Origin of the sequence: Citrobacter youngae (genome assembly GCF_003818115.1) — a bacterium.
Lineage (GTDB): Bacteria > Pseudomonadota > Gammaproteobacteria > Enterobacterales > Enterobacteriaceae > Citrobacter > Citrobacter youngae.
This window is the reverse complement of sequence record NZ_RPOI01000008.1, coordinates 38,707-53,654: the sequence shown is the minus strand read 5'-3', so window position 1 is coordinate 53,654 and position 14,948 is coordinate 38,707. Positions and strand designations below refer to the sequence as shown.

At 47.9% G+C, this 14,948-nt stretch carries 11 protein-coding genes, 2 tRNA genes and 3 other RNA genes; 9 read left to right on the top strand and 7 right to left on the bottom strand.

Annotated elements, in window-relative coordinates:
- Positions 1-6 precede the first annotated feature (6 nt).
- From oppB to ychE, 3 genes are all read right to left on the bottom strand, one after another.
- The gene (gene oppB, locus EHN13_RS07055) at positions 7-927 is read right to left on the bottom strand and encodes an oligopeptide ABC transporter permease OppB (protein WP_005126405.1); all 921 of its coding nucleotides are present in this window, start codon (positions 925-927) and stop codon (positions 7-9) included.
- Between the two features lie 233 nt (positions 928-1,160).
- Positions 1,161-2,792, bottom strand: coding sequence for an oligopeptide ABC transporter substrate-binding protein OppA (gene oppA / locus EHN13_RS07050; RefSeq protein WP_048211480.1), 1,632 nt, complete (start codon positions 2,790-2,792; stop codon positions 1,161-1,163).
- Positions 2,793-3,563: 771 nt separating this feature from the next.
- Positions 3,564-4,211 (bottom strand): NAAT family transporter YchE, encoded by a 648-nt coding sequence (ychE, locus tag EHN13_RS07040; RefSeq protein WP_048211478.1) that lies wholly within the window; start codon positions 4,209-4,211, stop codon positions 3,564-3,566.
- Between the two features lie 486 nt (positions 4,212-4,697).
- Between ychE and adhE the strand changes: the two genes are divergently transcribed.
- Entirely contained in the window at positions 4,698-7,376 is a 2,679-nt protein-coding gene (gene adhE / locus EHN13_RS07035; protein ID WP_124021106.1) for a bifunctional acetaldehyde-CoA/alcohol dehydrogenase, read from the top strand.
- A 224-nt stretch (positions 7,377-7,600) separates the two neighbouring features.
- Here the strand turns inward: adhE and tdk are convergent, their stop codons facing one another.
- Positions 7,601-8,218, bottom strand: coding sequence for a thymidine kinase (gene tdk, locus EHN13_RS07030; RefSeq protein ID WP_005126397.1), 618 nt, complete (start codon positions 8,216-8,218; stop codon positions 7,601-7,603).
- A 645-nt stretch (positions 8,219-8,863) separates the two neighbouring features.
- Here tdk and hns point away from each other — a divergent pair.
- Complete coding sequence (gene hns / locus EHN13_RS07025; protein ID WP_003020723.1) at positions 8,864-9,277, top strand: histone-like nucleoid-structuring protein H-NS; 414 nt, start codon at positions 8,864-8,866, stop codon at positions 9,275-9,277.
- A gap of 137 nt (positions 9,278-9,414) precedes the next feature.
- On the opposite strand, the gene galU is transcribed toward hns, so the two are convergent.
- The 3 genes from galU to rssA form a co-directional block, all read right to left on the bottom strand.
- Positions 9,415-10,323, bottom strand: coding sequence for a UTP--glucose-1-phosphate uridylyltransferase GalU (galU, locus tag EHN13_RS07020; RefSeq protein WP_101742305.1), 909 nt, complete (start codon positions 10,321-10,323; stop codon positions 9,415-9,417).
- A 204-nt stretch (positions 10,324-10,527) separates the two neighbouring features.
- The gene (rssB, locus tag EHN13_RS07015) at positions 10,528-11,541 is read right to left on the bottom strand and encodes a two-component system response regulator RssB (RefSeq protein ID WP_061068012.1); all 1,014 of its coding nucleotides are present in this window, start codon (positions 11,539-11,541) and stop codon (positions 10,528-10,530) included.
- 90 nt (positions 11,542-11,631) lie between these two features.
- Positions 11,632-12,540: a patatin-like phospholipase RssA gene (gene rssA, locus EHN13_RS07010; protein ID WP_048211475.1), complete on the bottom strand. Its 909-nt coding sequence runs from the start codon at positions 12,538-12,540 to the stop codon at positions 11,632-11,634.
- Between the two features lie 111 nt (positions 12,541-12,651).
- Between rssA and EHN13_RS07005 the strand changes: the two genes are divergently transcribed.
- The 7 genes from EHN13_RS07005 (at position 12,652) to EHN13_RS06975 (ending at position 14,889) form a co-directional block, all read left to right on the top strand.
- Positions 12,652-13,107 carry a YchJ family protein gene (locus EHN13_RS07005; protein ID WP_061068013.1) on the top strand — a complete coding sequence of 152 codons (456 nt, stop codon included), beginning with the start codon at positions 12,652-12,654 and terminating at the stop codon, positions 13,105-13,107.
- 55 nt (positions 13,108-13,162) lie between these two features.
- Positions 13,163-14,005, top strand: a complete 843-nt coding sequence (gene purU, locus EHN13_RS07000; protein WP_048211473.1) for a formyltetrahydrofolate deformylase — start codon at positions 13,163-13,165, stop codon at positions 14,003-14,005.
- Positions 14,006-14,162: 157 nt separating this feature from the next.
- Positions 14,163-14,247, top strand: a tRNA-Tyr gene (locus tag EHN13_RS06995).
- Between the two features lie 43 nt (positions 14,248-14,290).
- Positions 14,291-14,422: non-coding RNA, RtT sRNA (locus EHN13_RS06990), on the top strand.
- Between the two features lie 34 nt (positions 14,423-14,456).
- Positions 14,457-14,541: transfer RNA gene (locus EHN13_RS06985), tRNA-Tyr, on the top strand.
- Between the two features lie 43 nt (positions 14,542-14,584).
- Positions 14,585-14,715: non-coding RNA, RtT sRNA (locus EHN13_RS06980), on the top strand.
- Positions 14,716-14,758: 43 nt separating this feature from the next.
- Positions 14,759-14,889, top strand: a non-coding RNA gene (locus tag EHN13_RS06975) — RtT sRNA.
- Positions 14,890-14,948 lie beyond the last annotated feature (59 nt).

Sequence of the window (14,948 nt, the reverse complement as noted above, 5' to 3'; positions counted from 1 at the left end):
CCAGTATCAGTAACGGATTTTCGGGTCGATTACGGCATACAGCACATCGACAATCGCGTTAAACACGATGGTCAGCGCGCCAACCAGAATAGTCAGGCTCAGTACCAGCGAGTAATCGCGGTTTAATGCGCCATTCACAAACAACTGCCCAATCCCCGGTAAACCATAGATAGTTTCAATAACCATCGAACCGGTAATGATGCCGACAAACGCGGGTCCCATATAGGACAACACCGGCAACAGCGCAGGTTTTAACGCATGGCGGAAAATAATCCGTCGCATCGGCAACCCTTTAGCACGCGCGGTCCGAATAAAGTTAGAGTGCAGCACTTCAATCATCGAGCCGCGGGTAATACGCGCAATACTGGCAATATAGGCCAGGGATAGCGCCACCATGGGCAGGATCATAAATTTCAGCGCCCCACCGTTCCAACCGCCACCGGGTAGCCATTTCAGTGTGATCGCAAATATCATGACTAATAAGGGGGCAACGACAAAACTGGGGATCACCACCCCGGTCATCGCCACCCCCATAACCGTATAATCCCAACGCGTGTTTTGCTTCAACGCGGCGATTACGCCCGCACTAACACCGATCACCACCGCCAGAATAAAGGCCGCAGCCCCCAGCTTCGCGGAAACCGGAAAGCTTGACGCGACCAGGTCATTAACGGTGTAGTCTTTATATTTAAAGGATGGTCCAAAATCACCGTGCGCCAGCTGTTTCAGATAGCTAAAGTACTGCGTTGAGATCGGATCATTAAGATGGTATTTCGCTTCAATATTCGCCAGAACTTCTGGCGGCAAGGCGCGCTCTCCGGTGAAAGGACTTCCCGGCGCAAGACGCATCATAAAGAATGAAATCGTAATAAGAATAAATAGTGTCGGAATCGCTTCCAGACAGCGGCGTAATATAAATTTCAACATTGCCCGTACCTTCTGGCGTGTGCCTTTATACCCGTCATACTTCAAGCTGCAGATGCGTTGGCTTTGCTCGCTCACGCCCGTCACTTACTTAAGTAAGCTCCTGGCGATTCGCTGCGTTGCCGCCTTCCTGCAACGTGAATTATTTAGGGTATACCTCTCTTTGTCTAAAGAGGTATTTATAGTTCGAAGAAAAAGACACTGTGGGGCAACCTTAATCGCCCCACGTCTTGCCATTAATGCTTGATAATATACAAGTCTTTAACGTGGATATTATCCATCGGGTCTTTACCGGAGTATCCGCCTACCCAAGGTTTCACCAGACGGGCGTTGACGTAGTAGAACACCGGTACAATTGCAGAGTCTTTATCCAGCAGCTGTTCTGCTTGCGAATACAGTTCACTGCGCTGAGCATCATCAGTTGCTTTCAGGGTATCAGCAATCAACTTGTCAAATGCAGGGCTCTTATAGTGGACGGTGTTGTTGGAGCTATCGGACAGTACCATATTCAGGAAAGACGTCGGTTCGTTATAATCCGCACACCAGCCTGCGCGTGAAACATCATAGTTGCCCTGATGACGCGTATCGAGGAACGTCTTCCACTCCTGATTTTCCAGTTTCACATTCGCACCCAGATTTTTCTTCCAGATGGATGCCGCAGCGATAGCCAGCTTCTTGTGCAGATCGGAGGTGTTATACAGCAGATCAAAGGTCAACGGTTTTTCAGCGGTGAAGCCAGCTTCGGCCAGCAGTTTTTTCGCCTCTTCGTTACGTTTTTCCTGTGACCACTTGAACCACTCTGGCTCAACCAGTTTAGCGCCATCAGTATACGGCGGGGTAAAGCTATAGGCGGGCAGATCGCCCTGGTTTTTCACTTTGTTGACGATGATGTCACGATCCAGCGCCAGCTTCAGGGCGGTACGTACACGAACATCGTTGAACGGTGCTTTTTGGTTGTTAATTTCGTAATAGTAGGTGCACAGATAAGGATCAACGTGAACTTCGTTCGGGATCTCTTTTTTCAGTTTCTGGAATAACTCAATCGGCATGTTGTTATAGGTCATGTCGATTTCACCGCTGCGATAGCGGTTCACGTCAGTCACTTCAGAAGAAATTGGCAGGTATGTGACCTGGTTAATAATGGTTTTCGCGTTGTCCCAGTAGTGAGTATTACGCTCAAGTACAATACGCTCGTTGACAACCCAGTCTTTCAGTTTATAAGAGCCGTTAGAAACGATGTTAGCGGGCTGGGTCCATTTTTCACCGAATTTTTCCACCACGGCTTTAGGCACAGGGGAAAGAGAAGAGTGCACAAGGAGTTTGTAGAAATAAGGAACAGGTTCACTCAGAGTCACTTCAAAGGTATGGTCATCAATCGCTTTTACACCGAGATCGGTAACTGGCTTCTTACCAGCGATGATGTCATCAATATTGACAATATGTCCGTACTGTAAATAGCTGGCGTACGGTGAAGCAGTATTGGGGTTCGCCAGACGTTGCCAGCTATAGACGAAATCTTGTGCGGTAACAGGCGTTCCATCAGACCATTTAGCGTCTTTACGCAGATGGAATGTCCAGACTTTAAAATCTTTATTTTCCCATTTATCAGCCACACCCGGCGATGGTTTGCCATCAACGTCACTGATTAATAAACCTTCAAATAAATCACGGCTAATGTTGGATTCCGGCACACCTTCGATTTTATGCGGATCGAGTGACTGAACTTCCGAACCATTATTACGCACCAGAGTCTGCTTCTCAGCCAACTGAACGCCTGCTGGTACCACTGCTGCTGTAGCAACATTTCCAGCGATTAGCGCAGTTAGGATCCCCGCAGCTACTAAACTTTTTTTAGTGATGTTAGTCATTGTGTTTGTACTCCCTCATTATTATGGCTGGTTTTATAACCAGACTGTTAATCCTGTCAGGATCCCTGTACGACACCGGAGATTTTCTGCCGTCAGGTGTTTTTTTGTTTACTGCTCGCTATCACCGACTTTATTTATTCTGGCGATTCGTTTGATCGCCTTGCGTCGATTATCTACGTGCCTCCCCTGCCGGAAGCACGCTATTACCCTGTTGAGAGAGATTAAATGAAAATTATTCTCATCAACGTGAAATCTTCTGCTAAATACCTGGCCGGAAAGTATCAAATGCGTTTCTTCACCGCCAATACATTTTACAGATTTGTTAACTAATTCTCTTTTATCGAAAAAAAATGCACAACAAAAGCATTAACACGGCAATTTTTTAACAATAAAATAAATTAATTCAATGCATTACGTGAGACGCCCGACTCATCGCCCTGTCCGGCATCGAAGATACGTTAAAATGCACATAAATTTAACAATTGGTTATTAATTAGCACATTCATCTAAATTAGGTGCTGAAATAACTAATAACATTTCGATAATCCTTCAGCAAGCCCAAGAGTATGATGTTAATAAAATAACAATGCTGCCCTGGTTCATCTGTTCTGCTGAAAAGATAATTGTGTTGAAAATCAATACATAAAAATGCAGTGGCTATCAGCATCTTTTATTACTGCTATGGCGCGTTTCAACTTTAGTGAGAAGTATTACTGATAATGGTGGGAAACGGAGCCTGGAAGCAGCTCCGTTTATATTGATTCGGTGGATTCAGGCAAGTAAGCCCGGGAAAATGGATTTGATCCCGGTCACAATGAACTCAATGCCCAACGCCATGAGTAACAACCCCATAATACGCGTAATGACGTTGATGCCCGTTTGGCCCAGCAGGCGAACTAACCACGGCGCCATACGAAACAATCCCCAACAACACAGCGCAAACAGCGCAATCGCCACGAAAAAGCCGAACAGATTAATAGCACTATGGTAACGCGTGCCCCAGACGATCGTTGAGCTTATTGCCCCCGGTCCCGCCATTAACGGCAGCGCTAACGGGACAACGCCAATGCTCTCGCGTATCGCCGTCTCCGACTTTTCCTGCTTGTTTTGCTTATCTTCCCCAAGTTTTCCGCTGATCATCGACATCGCGATAGTCACGACCAGGATACCACCGGCAATCCTGAACGAATCAATTGAGATACCAAACAATTGCAGAATTCCATCCCCCAGAAACAGAGAGATCCACAGAATGATAGCAACCGACAGGTTTGCCGTAAGGTTGGTTTTATTGCGTGCGGCAGCGGTCTGGTAGCTGGTCATGCTGATAAAGACAGGGATGATCCCTACCGGGTTGACCAATGCAAATAACCCAATGAAAAATTTAAAATAAACAGGAAAATCGAATAGCGTATGGATCACGGTTAGCTCCGAAGCGTTAGCCGGATAAAATGAGTCATAAAATTGATGAAATCCGCGCTGAAGATACGCCTTTTGTCAGCATACTTCACCTGCTATCTGCGTATATCTACGTAAATACGCTACCATTACTCAGTGTTATTAATATGTATTAAATATGCTAATGTTAACCTCATTCATTACATCAATTTTTTAACACTTACCAAGAAACGCTAAAAGGGCCTGCTGAAAGGTGTCAGCTTTGCGGAAATTTGATCCAGATCACGCAATTACTACTCAGAAGTGAGTAATCTTGCTTACGCCACCTGGAGGTAACGCGTTAGAGTTAAATGACGCTAACGCATAAGCTCTTTTAGTAAATCAAAGTAAAGTGGACGTTAATTAACCGTTTGATTTTCAAAACGTTATACAATTTTTCGTCGGTCTGTCTATACTCTCGTATCGAGCAGATGATTTACTAAAAAAGTTTAACATTATCAGGAGAGCATTATGGCTGTTACTAATGTCGCTGAACTTAACGCACTTGTAGAGCGCGTAAAAAAAGCCCAGCGTGAATATGCCAGTTTCACTCAAGAACAGGTTGACAAAATCTTCCGCGCCGCCGCTCTGGCAGCCGCAGACGCTCGAATCCCTCTCGCGAAAATGGCCGTTGCCGAATCCGGCATGGGCATCGTCGAAGACAAAGTGATCAAAAACCACTTTGCTTCCGAATACATTTACAACGCTTATAAAGATGAAAAGACCTGTGGTGTCCTGTCTGAAGACGACACTTTCGGTACTATCACCATCGCTGAACCGATTGGTATCATCTGCGGTATCGTTCCGACCACTAACCCGACATCTACTGCTATCTTCAAATCGCTGATCAGCCTGAAGACGCGTAACGCCATCATCTTCTCTCCACATCCGCGTGCTAAAGATGCCACTAACAAAGCGGCTGACATCGTTCTGCAGGCTGCTATCGCTGCTGGCGCACCGAAAGATCTGATCGGCTGGATCGATCAACCTTCCGTTGAACTGTCTAATGCTCTGATGCATCACCCGGACATCAACCTAATCCTTGCGACCGGCGGTCCAGGCATGGTTAAAGCAGCATACAGCTCCGGTAAACCAGCAATCGGTGTAGGTGCAGGTAACACCCCGGTTGTTATTGACGAAACTGCGGATATTAAGCGCGCAGTTGCTTCTGTTCTGATGTCTAAAACCTTCGATAACGGCGTAATCTGTGCTTCTGAACAGTCCGTTGTTGTTGTTGACTCTGTATACGATGCAGTTCGTGAACGTTTCGCTAGCCACGGCGGCTACATGCTGCAGGGTAAAGAGCTGAAAGCTGTTCAGGACGTTATCCTGAAAAATGGCGCACTGAACGCCGCTATCGTTGGTCAGCCGGCATATAAAATTGCTGAACTGGCAGGCTTCTCGGTTCCGGAAACAACTAAGATCCTGATCGGTGAAGTGAAAGTTGTTGATGAAAGCGAGCCGTTTGCTCACGAAAAACTGTCCCCGACGCTGGCGATGTACCGTGCGAAAGATTTCGAAGATGCGGTAGACAAAGCAGAGAAACTGGTTGCGATGGGTGGTATCGGCCACACTTCTTGCCTGTACACTGACCAGGACAACCAACCAGAACGCGTTGCTTACTTCGGTCAGATGATGAAAACTGCGCGTATCCTGATTAACACCCCGGCTTCACAGGGTGGTATCGGCGACCTGTACAACTTTAAGCTCGCACCTTCCCTGACTCTGGGTTGTGGTTCCTGGGGTGGTAACTCCATCTCTGAAAACGTTGGTCCTAAGCACCTGATCAACAAGAAAACCGTTGCTAAGCGAGCTGAAAACATGTTGTGGCACAAACTTCCGAAATCTATCTACTTCCGTCGTGGCTCACTGCCAATCGCACTGGATGAAGTGATTACCGATGGTCACAAACGTGCGCTGATCGTTACCGACCGCTTCCTGTTTAACAACGGTTATGCAGACCAGATCACCTCCGTTCTGAAAGCAGCCGGCGTTGAAACCGAAGTGTTCTTTGAAGTTGAAGCTGACCCGACTCTGACCGTTGTTCGTAAAGGTGCTGAGCTGGCTAACTCCTTCAAGCCTGACGTTATCATCGCACTGGGCGGTGGTTCCCCGATGGACGCCGCGAAAATCATGTGGGTGATGTACGAACATCCGGAAACCCATTTCGAAGAGCTGGCGCTGCGCTTTATGGACATCCGTAAACGTATCTATAAGTTCCCGAAAATGGGCGTGAAAGCGAAAATGATCGCCGTCACCACCACTTCCGGTACTGGTTCTGAAGTGACTCCGTTTGCGGTTGTTACCGACGATGCAACGGGTCAGAAATACCCGCTGGCTGACTACGCATTGACCCCAGACATGGCAATTGTCGATGCCAACCTGGTTATGGATATGCCGAAATCACTGTGTGCATTCGGTGGTCTGGATGCGGTGACTCACGCTCTGGAAGCTTACGTTTCCGTACTGGCATCTGAATTCTCTGACGGTCAGGCTCTGCAAGCGCTGAAACTGCTGAAAGAAAACCTGCCTGCGTCCTACCATGAAGGTTCTAAGAACCCGGTAGCGCGTGAGCGTGTTCACAGTGCAGCGACCATCGCCGGTATTGCGTTTGCTAACGCCTTCCTGGGTGTATGTCACTCAATGGCGCACAAGCTGGGTTCTCAGTTCCACATTCCTCACGGTCTGGCGAACGCCCTGCTGATCAGCAACGTCATTCGTTATAACGCGAACGACAACCCGACTAAACAGACTGCTTTCAGCCAGTATGATCGTCCGCAAGCGCGTCGTCGCTACGCCGAAATCGCAGACCATCTGGGTTTAAGCGCACAGGGCGACCGTACTGCGGCTAAAATCCAGAAACTGCTGGCATGGCTGGAAGAAATCAAAGCTGAACTGGGTATTCCTAAATCTATCCGTGAAGCTGGCGTTCAGGAAGCTGACTTCCTGGCACACGTCGACAAACTGTCTGAGGATGCGTTTGACGACCAGTGCACCGGTGCTAACCCGCGTTACCCGCTGATTTCTGAACTCAAACAGATCCTGCTGGATACGTACTACGGTCGTGAGTATAGCGAAGGTGAAACTGCTGCTAAAACTGAGCCAGCAGCAGCGCCTAAAGCAGAGAAAAAAGCGAAAAAATCCGCTTAATGCACTCACATAAGTTTTAGTATCTTCATAAACGGCCCTTTGGGGCCGTTTTTTTTTGCCATACTCAGCGAAAATCAGACTATGCAGACGCCAGCCACCGAGGTGAAAAGGCGTGAGGGAAATAGGTGTGAAAGTGGCACCAGAAGGCAATACGCAGGGTATCGCTTCTGGCTAAAACAGAGGCCTACCCTGCGATTTTAACTCAGCAGGAGAACAGAGGAGGGTTAATCGTGGCTGTGACGTTCCTGAATGGCCGTCAGAGAGCCTTCAGACTGTGCTTCCTTATAATGCTTGCGGCACACCGATACATAGCGTTCATTTCCGCCTATAACGACCTGCTCTCCTTCGTTATAAGGCCTTCCGGCCTGATCAAGGCGTAATACCATGCTGGCCTTACGGCCACAGAAACAAATAGTTTTTAATTCAACCAGCTTATCTGACCATGCAAGCAGGTATTCGCTACCACCGAAGAGTTCACCACGAAAATCAGTGCGTAAGCCATAACACAACACGGGAATATCCAGTTGATCAACAACCTCTGATAATTCATAAACCTGCTGTCGCGTCAGAAACTGAGACTCATCAACCAGCACGCAGTGAATTCGTTGCTGCGCATTCTCCGCACGAATCTCCTCGAACAATGATGAATTTTGGTTAAACAATTTTGCAGGTGACGACAGGCCTATACGTGAACTTACTTTTCCCGCGCCAAAACGGTCATCAATTTCCGCTGTATATACAACGGCACGCATCCCACGTTCCTGATAATTGTATGAAGATTGCAGCAATGCCGTCGACTTGCCTGCATTCATTGCAGAATAGTAAAAATAAAGCTGTGCCATTGTGTATCGGCCCTCACCGGGGAAAATAAATATGGGCAGGATTGTATCATATTTCACAAACATGTCGGTGCAGCGTGGCATCCGGGATGTATAAAAGAACGTGCGAACATCGCCCTGTTTCGTCTAAATACCCCGCTGCGCGGAAGTGTCCTTGAGTACTTTCTCAAGTGTACGATAGAGTGAAAGTCCGCTGCCAAAGCACAAACAACCTGAAGTATGATGAGTATATACACACTCTTTCACAAATAGTGCTCCTGAAATTCATCAACGTCACTTATCATCACAGCGCAATAAAGAAACCCTGCCCTTATTGTTATTGCATCTAACGATAGCCACCTTGTAATAGGGGATTCCCGTAAGCAAAACTAATACAAAAGGTTGAAATCACTGCAAAGAGATACTATTTGTACACCATGAAATGTGACCTGAATCTTGAATTTTTACTCGCTGCTGCCATGAAGCCCGCATACCAATAAGCCTTTTTTATGCCCGACATCGTCGTAAAATTAAGACAGAACAATTAATACAGACACTAAATAAAGAGCAATTTTGAATTCCTTACATTCCTGGCTATTGCACAACTGAATTTATCGCTCTATTATTAGCTCAACAAACCACCCCCAATATAAGTTTGAGATTACTACAATGAGCGAAGCACTTAAAATTCTGAACAACATCCGTACTCTTCGTGCGCAGGCGAGAGAATGTACTCTGGAAACGCTTGAAGAAATGCTGGAAAAATTAGAAGTTGTAGTTAGCGAGCGTCGCGAAGAAGAAAGCGCTGCGGCTGCTGAAGTTGAAGAGCGTACTCGTAAACTGCAACAATATCGTGAAATGCTGATTGCTGATGGTATTGATCCGAACGAACTGCTGAATAGCATGGCAGCGGTTAAGTCCGGTACCAAAGCTAAACGCGCAGCGCGCCCGGCTAAATATAGCTACGTTGACGAAAACGGTGAAACTAAAACCTGGACTGGCCAGGGTCGTACACCGGCCGTGATCAAAAAAGCGATGGAAGAACAAGGTAAACAACTGGACGATTTCCTGATCAAGGAATAATTCAGAAATAGTTTGCTTAAAATCCCGCCACTGGCGGGATTTTTTTACCCGTACTTCGCACATCGCCCTACCCAAATTAGGTATAAAAAAACGGCGCTGGATTAGCAGCGCCGTTCTGTCCTTATAATACCGCGAGGTTACTTCTTAATACCCATCTCATCTTCAAGCCACGCTTTAAATTCAGTGCCAAGCGTATTATGGCGAATACCATATTCAACAAACGCCTGCATATAGCCCAGCTTATTACCACAGTCATGGCTTTTACCCTTCATGTGATAGGCTTCTACCGTTTCTTTTTCGATCAGCATATCGATAGCATCGGTCAGCTGAATTTCATCACCTGCTCCCGGAGGTGTTTTTGCCAGCAGAGGCCAGATATCCGCACTGAGAACATAACGCCCCACAACGGCCAGATTAGATGGCGCAACGTCTGCTTTCGGTTTTTCTACCACGCCAACCATCGGTACGCTTTCACCAGGCGTTAATTCAACGCCCTTGCAATCAACAACGCCATAAGCCGTTACGTCTGCTACAGGCTCCACCATAATCTGGCTGCTGCCTGTTTCATCAAAACGGTGGATCATTTCAGCAAGGTTGTCACGGGATAAATCAGATTCGTATTCGTCAAGAATAACGTCCGGCAGGATGACCGCAACGGGTTCATCGCCAACAACCGGATGGGCACACAATACCGCGTGCCCCAGACCTTTTGCCAACCCCTGACGCACCTGCATAATAGTGACATGCGGAGGGCAAATAGATTGCACTTCTTCCAGAAGCTGACGTTTTACGCGCTTTTCAAGCATCGCTTCAAGTTCAAAGCTGGTATCAAAGTGGTTTTCAATTGAATTTTTAGACGAGTGAGTCACGAGTACAATTTCAGTGATGCCCGCAGCAATACATTCGTTCACGACGTACTGAATTAATGGCTTATCAACCAACGGTAGCATCTCTTTCGGGATTGCCTTCGTAGCCGGTAACATCCTGGTTCCTAATCCCGCAACCGGGATAACGGCCTTTTTGACTTTTGAATTAAGGGCAGCCATTTAAAACTCTCCTGGACTGTTCATGTATTGAACATGTTCATCAATCTGTTTCGCATCCGAGTATATCAGTACCGCAGTAAGCTTCAGGTCTGAAAAGGACGCGCGTCGGTATAATTAAGATAAATACGTATAAATCTGGCGCTGATAGTAGCACTCGCCGCGTGAGGGAGGTGAGCCAATTTGATTCCCCTACCTGTCAATTGTTCATTCCGCAGACAACATCAGGCGCAAACGACCGCCTGCCCCCCAGATTTGGCATTGCCAGGACTCACTACGCTGGCTCAGTTGATTAAGATACGCATTACCTAAGGTGCCCAGCGGAACACCATTACTGATTTGTACATTATGTGAACCTGTATTTAATGTCGCATTCAGCCCTGCTGATACCAAAATCAGGTTTTTTAATCCGCTGTGATAATAGCCCACCAGCAAAGGAAACTGTCCTGGTAAATTAGCCTGACGCAGTAAATGATTCACCTGCTTCAATAACGCACCCAGCTCCGGCAATCGTTGATTTTGATGTGCCAACTGTTCCTGTAGCAAACCGTTAAATAGCGCACGCAGTAGTAATGCCGCCAGGACGCCATTATCCCCGGCCCTTGTCACATCCAGACAATAAAACGCGAGATCATGGTCTGAGAGCGGCGCAATATCCAGAACCAGCCCTGGCTGATCGGCGGCGACCAACTGGCGGTAGTTAACCCGACAATGCGAGATGACCTGCGACACTGGGGGCTGCAATTCTTGCAACAGTTTTGCAGCAGCTGCAGGATCGCCCACCATCGCATCCCAGTCGCGAAACAGCCGCTCTTCTTCTTCCACACGAGAATTAAACATATTGGGATAAAGACACGCAAAAACGGTTTCTCGCAGGCGGTTAAGGTCCTTCACGGGCTTTAAAAGAACATCATCCACACCGAGTCGTAATGCTTTGGCAATATCGGCCATATTTTCCGTTGCGGAGATCACCAGAATAGGCGTCTGATCGCCACGATTACGCAGATACTCAACCAGTTTAAGGCCGTTCATTCTCGGCATAGCGAGATCGCAAATCATCAGGTCGGGGGTGAAGCGCCCCAGTAACTCCAGCGCATCAAGCCCGTCTCCCGCTACTGCTGTTGTCGCTCCCAAAGAGGAAAACCATGAATCCAGAAGCGAGCGAAATACCGGCTCATCTTCAACGATAAGAATCTGTTTTCCGACCAATGGCTGCGTCATATTCTCCCCCCTGACTGGCTTTAGTAAATAGTGGCATGCTATTGCAACTCACGCCTGTCAGAATTTGCTTAAGTGTTGATGAAAAATGCGTTAAACGTTGGTTTTTACCAGGGGTAGAAGCTCATCCATTTTCTTCTCGACCGCTAACTGCCCGGCAGCAATAGCAGCACTGGCGCGATGGAAATCCAGCGTAGATATTTGCGGACAAAACGGCTGAATCAGAATATCAGGTGGATCTCCAGCCATACGGTTGCGCTTGAGACGGTTTTCCAGAACCTGAATCGAGGTCGTCATGATCTCCATCGCCGTAGGTGCCGTGACTGCACGCCGGGCCGTAATGTTGCTCAAACGTTCTTTCAGGCGGGCATGCCATGACAGCTCATCATCATCGTTCGATTCGGTTTCACTATTGACGTTGAAGGAGAGCAGATCCTGTTGCATCAGGTGCGCATCATGTTGCAGGTCGACTGCAATAACGATATCGGCCCCCAACGCACGCGTCAGGGAGACGGGTACAGGGTTCACCACCGCGCCATCAACCAGCCAATAACCATTATGCGCCACAGGTGACATCAGGCCAGGAATACTGCAGGAGGCACGGACGGCAAGATGCAAATCACCTTCGGTAAACCAGAGTTCACGGCCCGTACTTAGATTGGTTGCGACAGTAGCAAAACGACGTGAGCATTGTTCGATAGATTCTACCGGCATGACATTCCGATACTGATTGAATACCCGTTCGCCGCGCAATAATCCGCCCCTGCGCCACGAGAGATCCATCAGGCGTAAAACATCCCAGTAACTGAAGGAGCAAACCCACTGTTCAAGCGCGGGGAGTTTGTTACATGCGTAGGCGGCTCCGACCAGTGAGCCAATGGAACACCCTGCCACAATATCAATATCAATGCCCATGTGTTTCAGGGCTTTGATCACACCAATATGCGACCAGCCGCGTGCTGCGCCGGAACCTAGCGCCAGCCCAATTTTTATTTTTCTCATTATACCTACAGACTTCCCCTGGCTTGCAGACGTAGCAACATCGCCACGGCTCAGTTAACATAGTGCCACCCTGGCGTTTTTACGCCGTTTTTTTATTCCAGGGAGTACTTTGTGTCTCAGCTTTGTCCCTGTGGTAGCGCTGTCGAGTATAGCCTATGTTGCTACCGTTATGTGTCCGGTGCACAAGTAGCACCTACGCCGTCACATCTCATGCGTTCTCGCTACTGTGCTTTTGTGATGAAAGACGCAGATTACCTCATCAAAACCTGGCATCCAGATTGTCATGCCGCCGATTTCCGGGATGACATTATTGCAGGATTTACCCATACCGAATGGCTGGGACTGACCGTTTTTGAACAGCAGACGGCAGAAACCGACAATATCGGCTATGTCAGTTTTGTCGCACGGTTTTCTGAACAGGGAAAAACAGGCGCAATTATCGAACGCTCTCGTTTTTTAAAAGAAAACGGTCAGTGGTACTATATCGATGGTACACGCCCGCAAATTGGACGAAACGATACCTGCCCTTGTGGCTCCGGTAAAAAATTTAAAAAGTGCTGCGGCTAATCAACGCCCGACAGTATCAATTATGCAAACATTCTCAACAGGATCTCCGCTGCAAATGCATTCATTACAACGAAAAGTGCTGCGTACAATTTGCCCGGACCAAAAAGGTCTGATCGCGCGCATTACTAACATCTGTTACAAGCACGAACTGAACATCGTGCAAAACAATGAGTTCGTGGACCACCGTACCGGGCGTTTTTTCATGCGCACCGAGCTGGAAGGCATTTTTAACGATGTCACACTGCTGACCGATCTGGACAGCGCGCTACCAGAAGGTTCCATTCGCGAGCTTACGCCTGCGGGACGGCGCCGCATCGTTATTTTAGTCACCAAAGAAGCCCACTGTTTGGGCGATCTGTTAATGAAGGCCAATTACGGCGGACTGGATGTTGAAATTGCTGCGGTTATCGGCAACCACGACACGCTACGTTCCCTGGTTGAGCGTTTTGATATTCCTTTTGAGCTGGTCAGCCACGAAGGATTAACGCGTGACGAACATGACCAGAAAATGGCCGATGCTATCGACGCACATCAGCCAGACTATGTCGTGCTGGCAAAATATATGCGTGTCCTGACGCCGACATTTGTTTCTCGCTTCCCGAATAAGATTATCAATATCCACCACTCATTCCTGCCAGCGTTTATTGGTGCTCGCCCGTACCATCAGGCCTATGACCGCGGTGTGAAGATCATCGGTGCGACGGCGCATTATGTGAATGATAACCTCGATGAAGGTCCGATCATCATGCAGGACGTGATTCATGTGGATCATACCTATACCGCAGAGGATATGATGCGTGCCGGTCGTGACGTTGAAAAAAACGTATTAAGCCGCGCGCTTTATCAGGTTCTCGCGCAGCGTGTCTTTGTTTACGGTAACCGAACGATTATTCTGTAATCGATTGATAATTTTATTGGTTACCTTTACATCTTTACGCGTAAAAATCAGGCAACCAGTTCTTTTTTATCAACGGAATGCTTTACAGGGGCGCATCATTTGATATGATGCGCCCCGCTTACAAAGGAAGCAGGCCAGTAACATAGCATTACCCCGTGGTGGGGTTCCCGAGCGGCCAAAGGGAGCAGACTGTAAATCTGCCGTCATCGACTTCGAAGGTTCGAATCCTTCCCCCACCACCATTATTCACTACAGTGATGTAGTAACCCCAATAAGCTATGCTGAAGTTTGCACTTACTGGGAAGGGTGAGAATCTTCGATTAAGGTTCGACTCGAGCGAAAGCGAGAGAACGTTGCCAGCGGCAACGGCCCGAAGGGTGAGGAGCGAAGCGACGAATAATCCTTCCCCCACCACCATCCTCAAGCTTTACCTACAATTTGAATTACCCCTGGTGGGGTTCCCGAGCGGCCAAAGGGAGCAGACTGTAAATCTGCCGTCATCGACTTCGAAGGTTCGAATCCTTCCCCCACCACCATCATCTCCTGTAAGACTTCACTAAATCATATCTCAATGCCTTATATTCTACCCAGTCGGGAAGGATGAGAAGCTTCGACTAAGGTTCGATTCGAGCGTAGCGAGAAAGCGTTGCCGCAGGCAACGACCCGAAGGGCGAAGCGCACAGCGCTGAGTCATCCTTCCCCCACCACCATCTTCTCTTGTAAGACTTTACTAAATCATATCTCAATGCCTTATATTCTAACAAGTCGGGAAGGATGAGAAGCTTCGACTAAGGTTCGATTCGAGCGTAGCGAGAAAGCGTTGCCGCAGGCAACGACCCGAAGGGCGAAGCGCACAGCGCTGAGTCATCCTTCCCCCACCACCATTACTTCATATATCACCAACACCAAGTCCATCTGCAATACCCCATATTCTGCCCTCAAT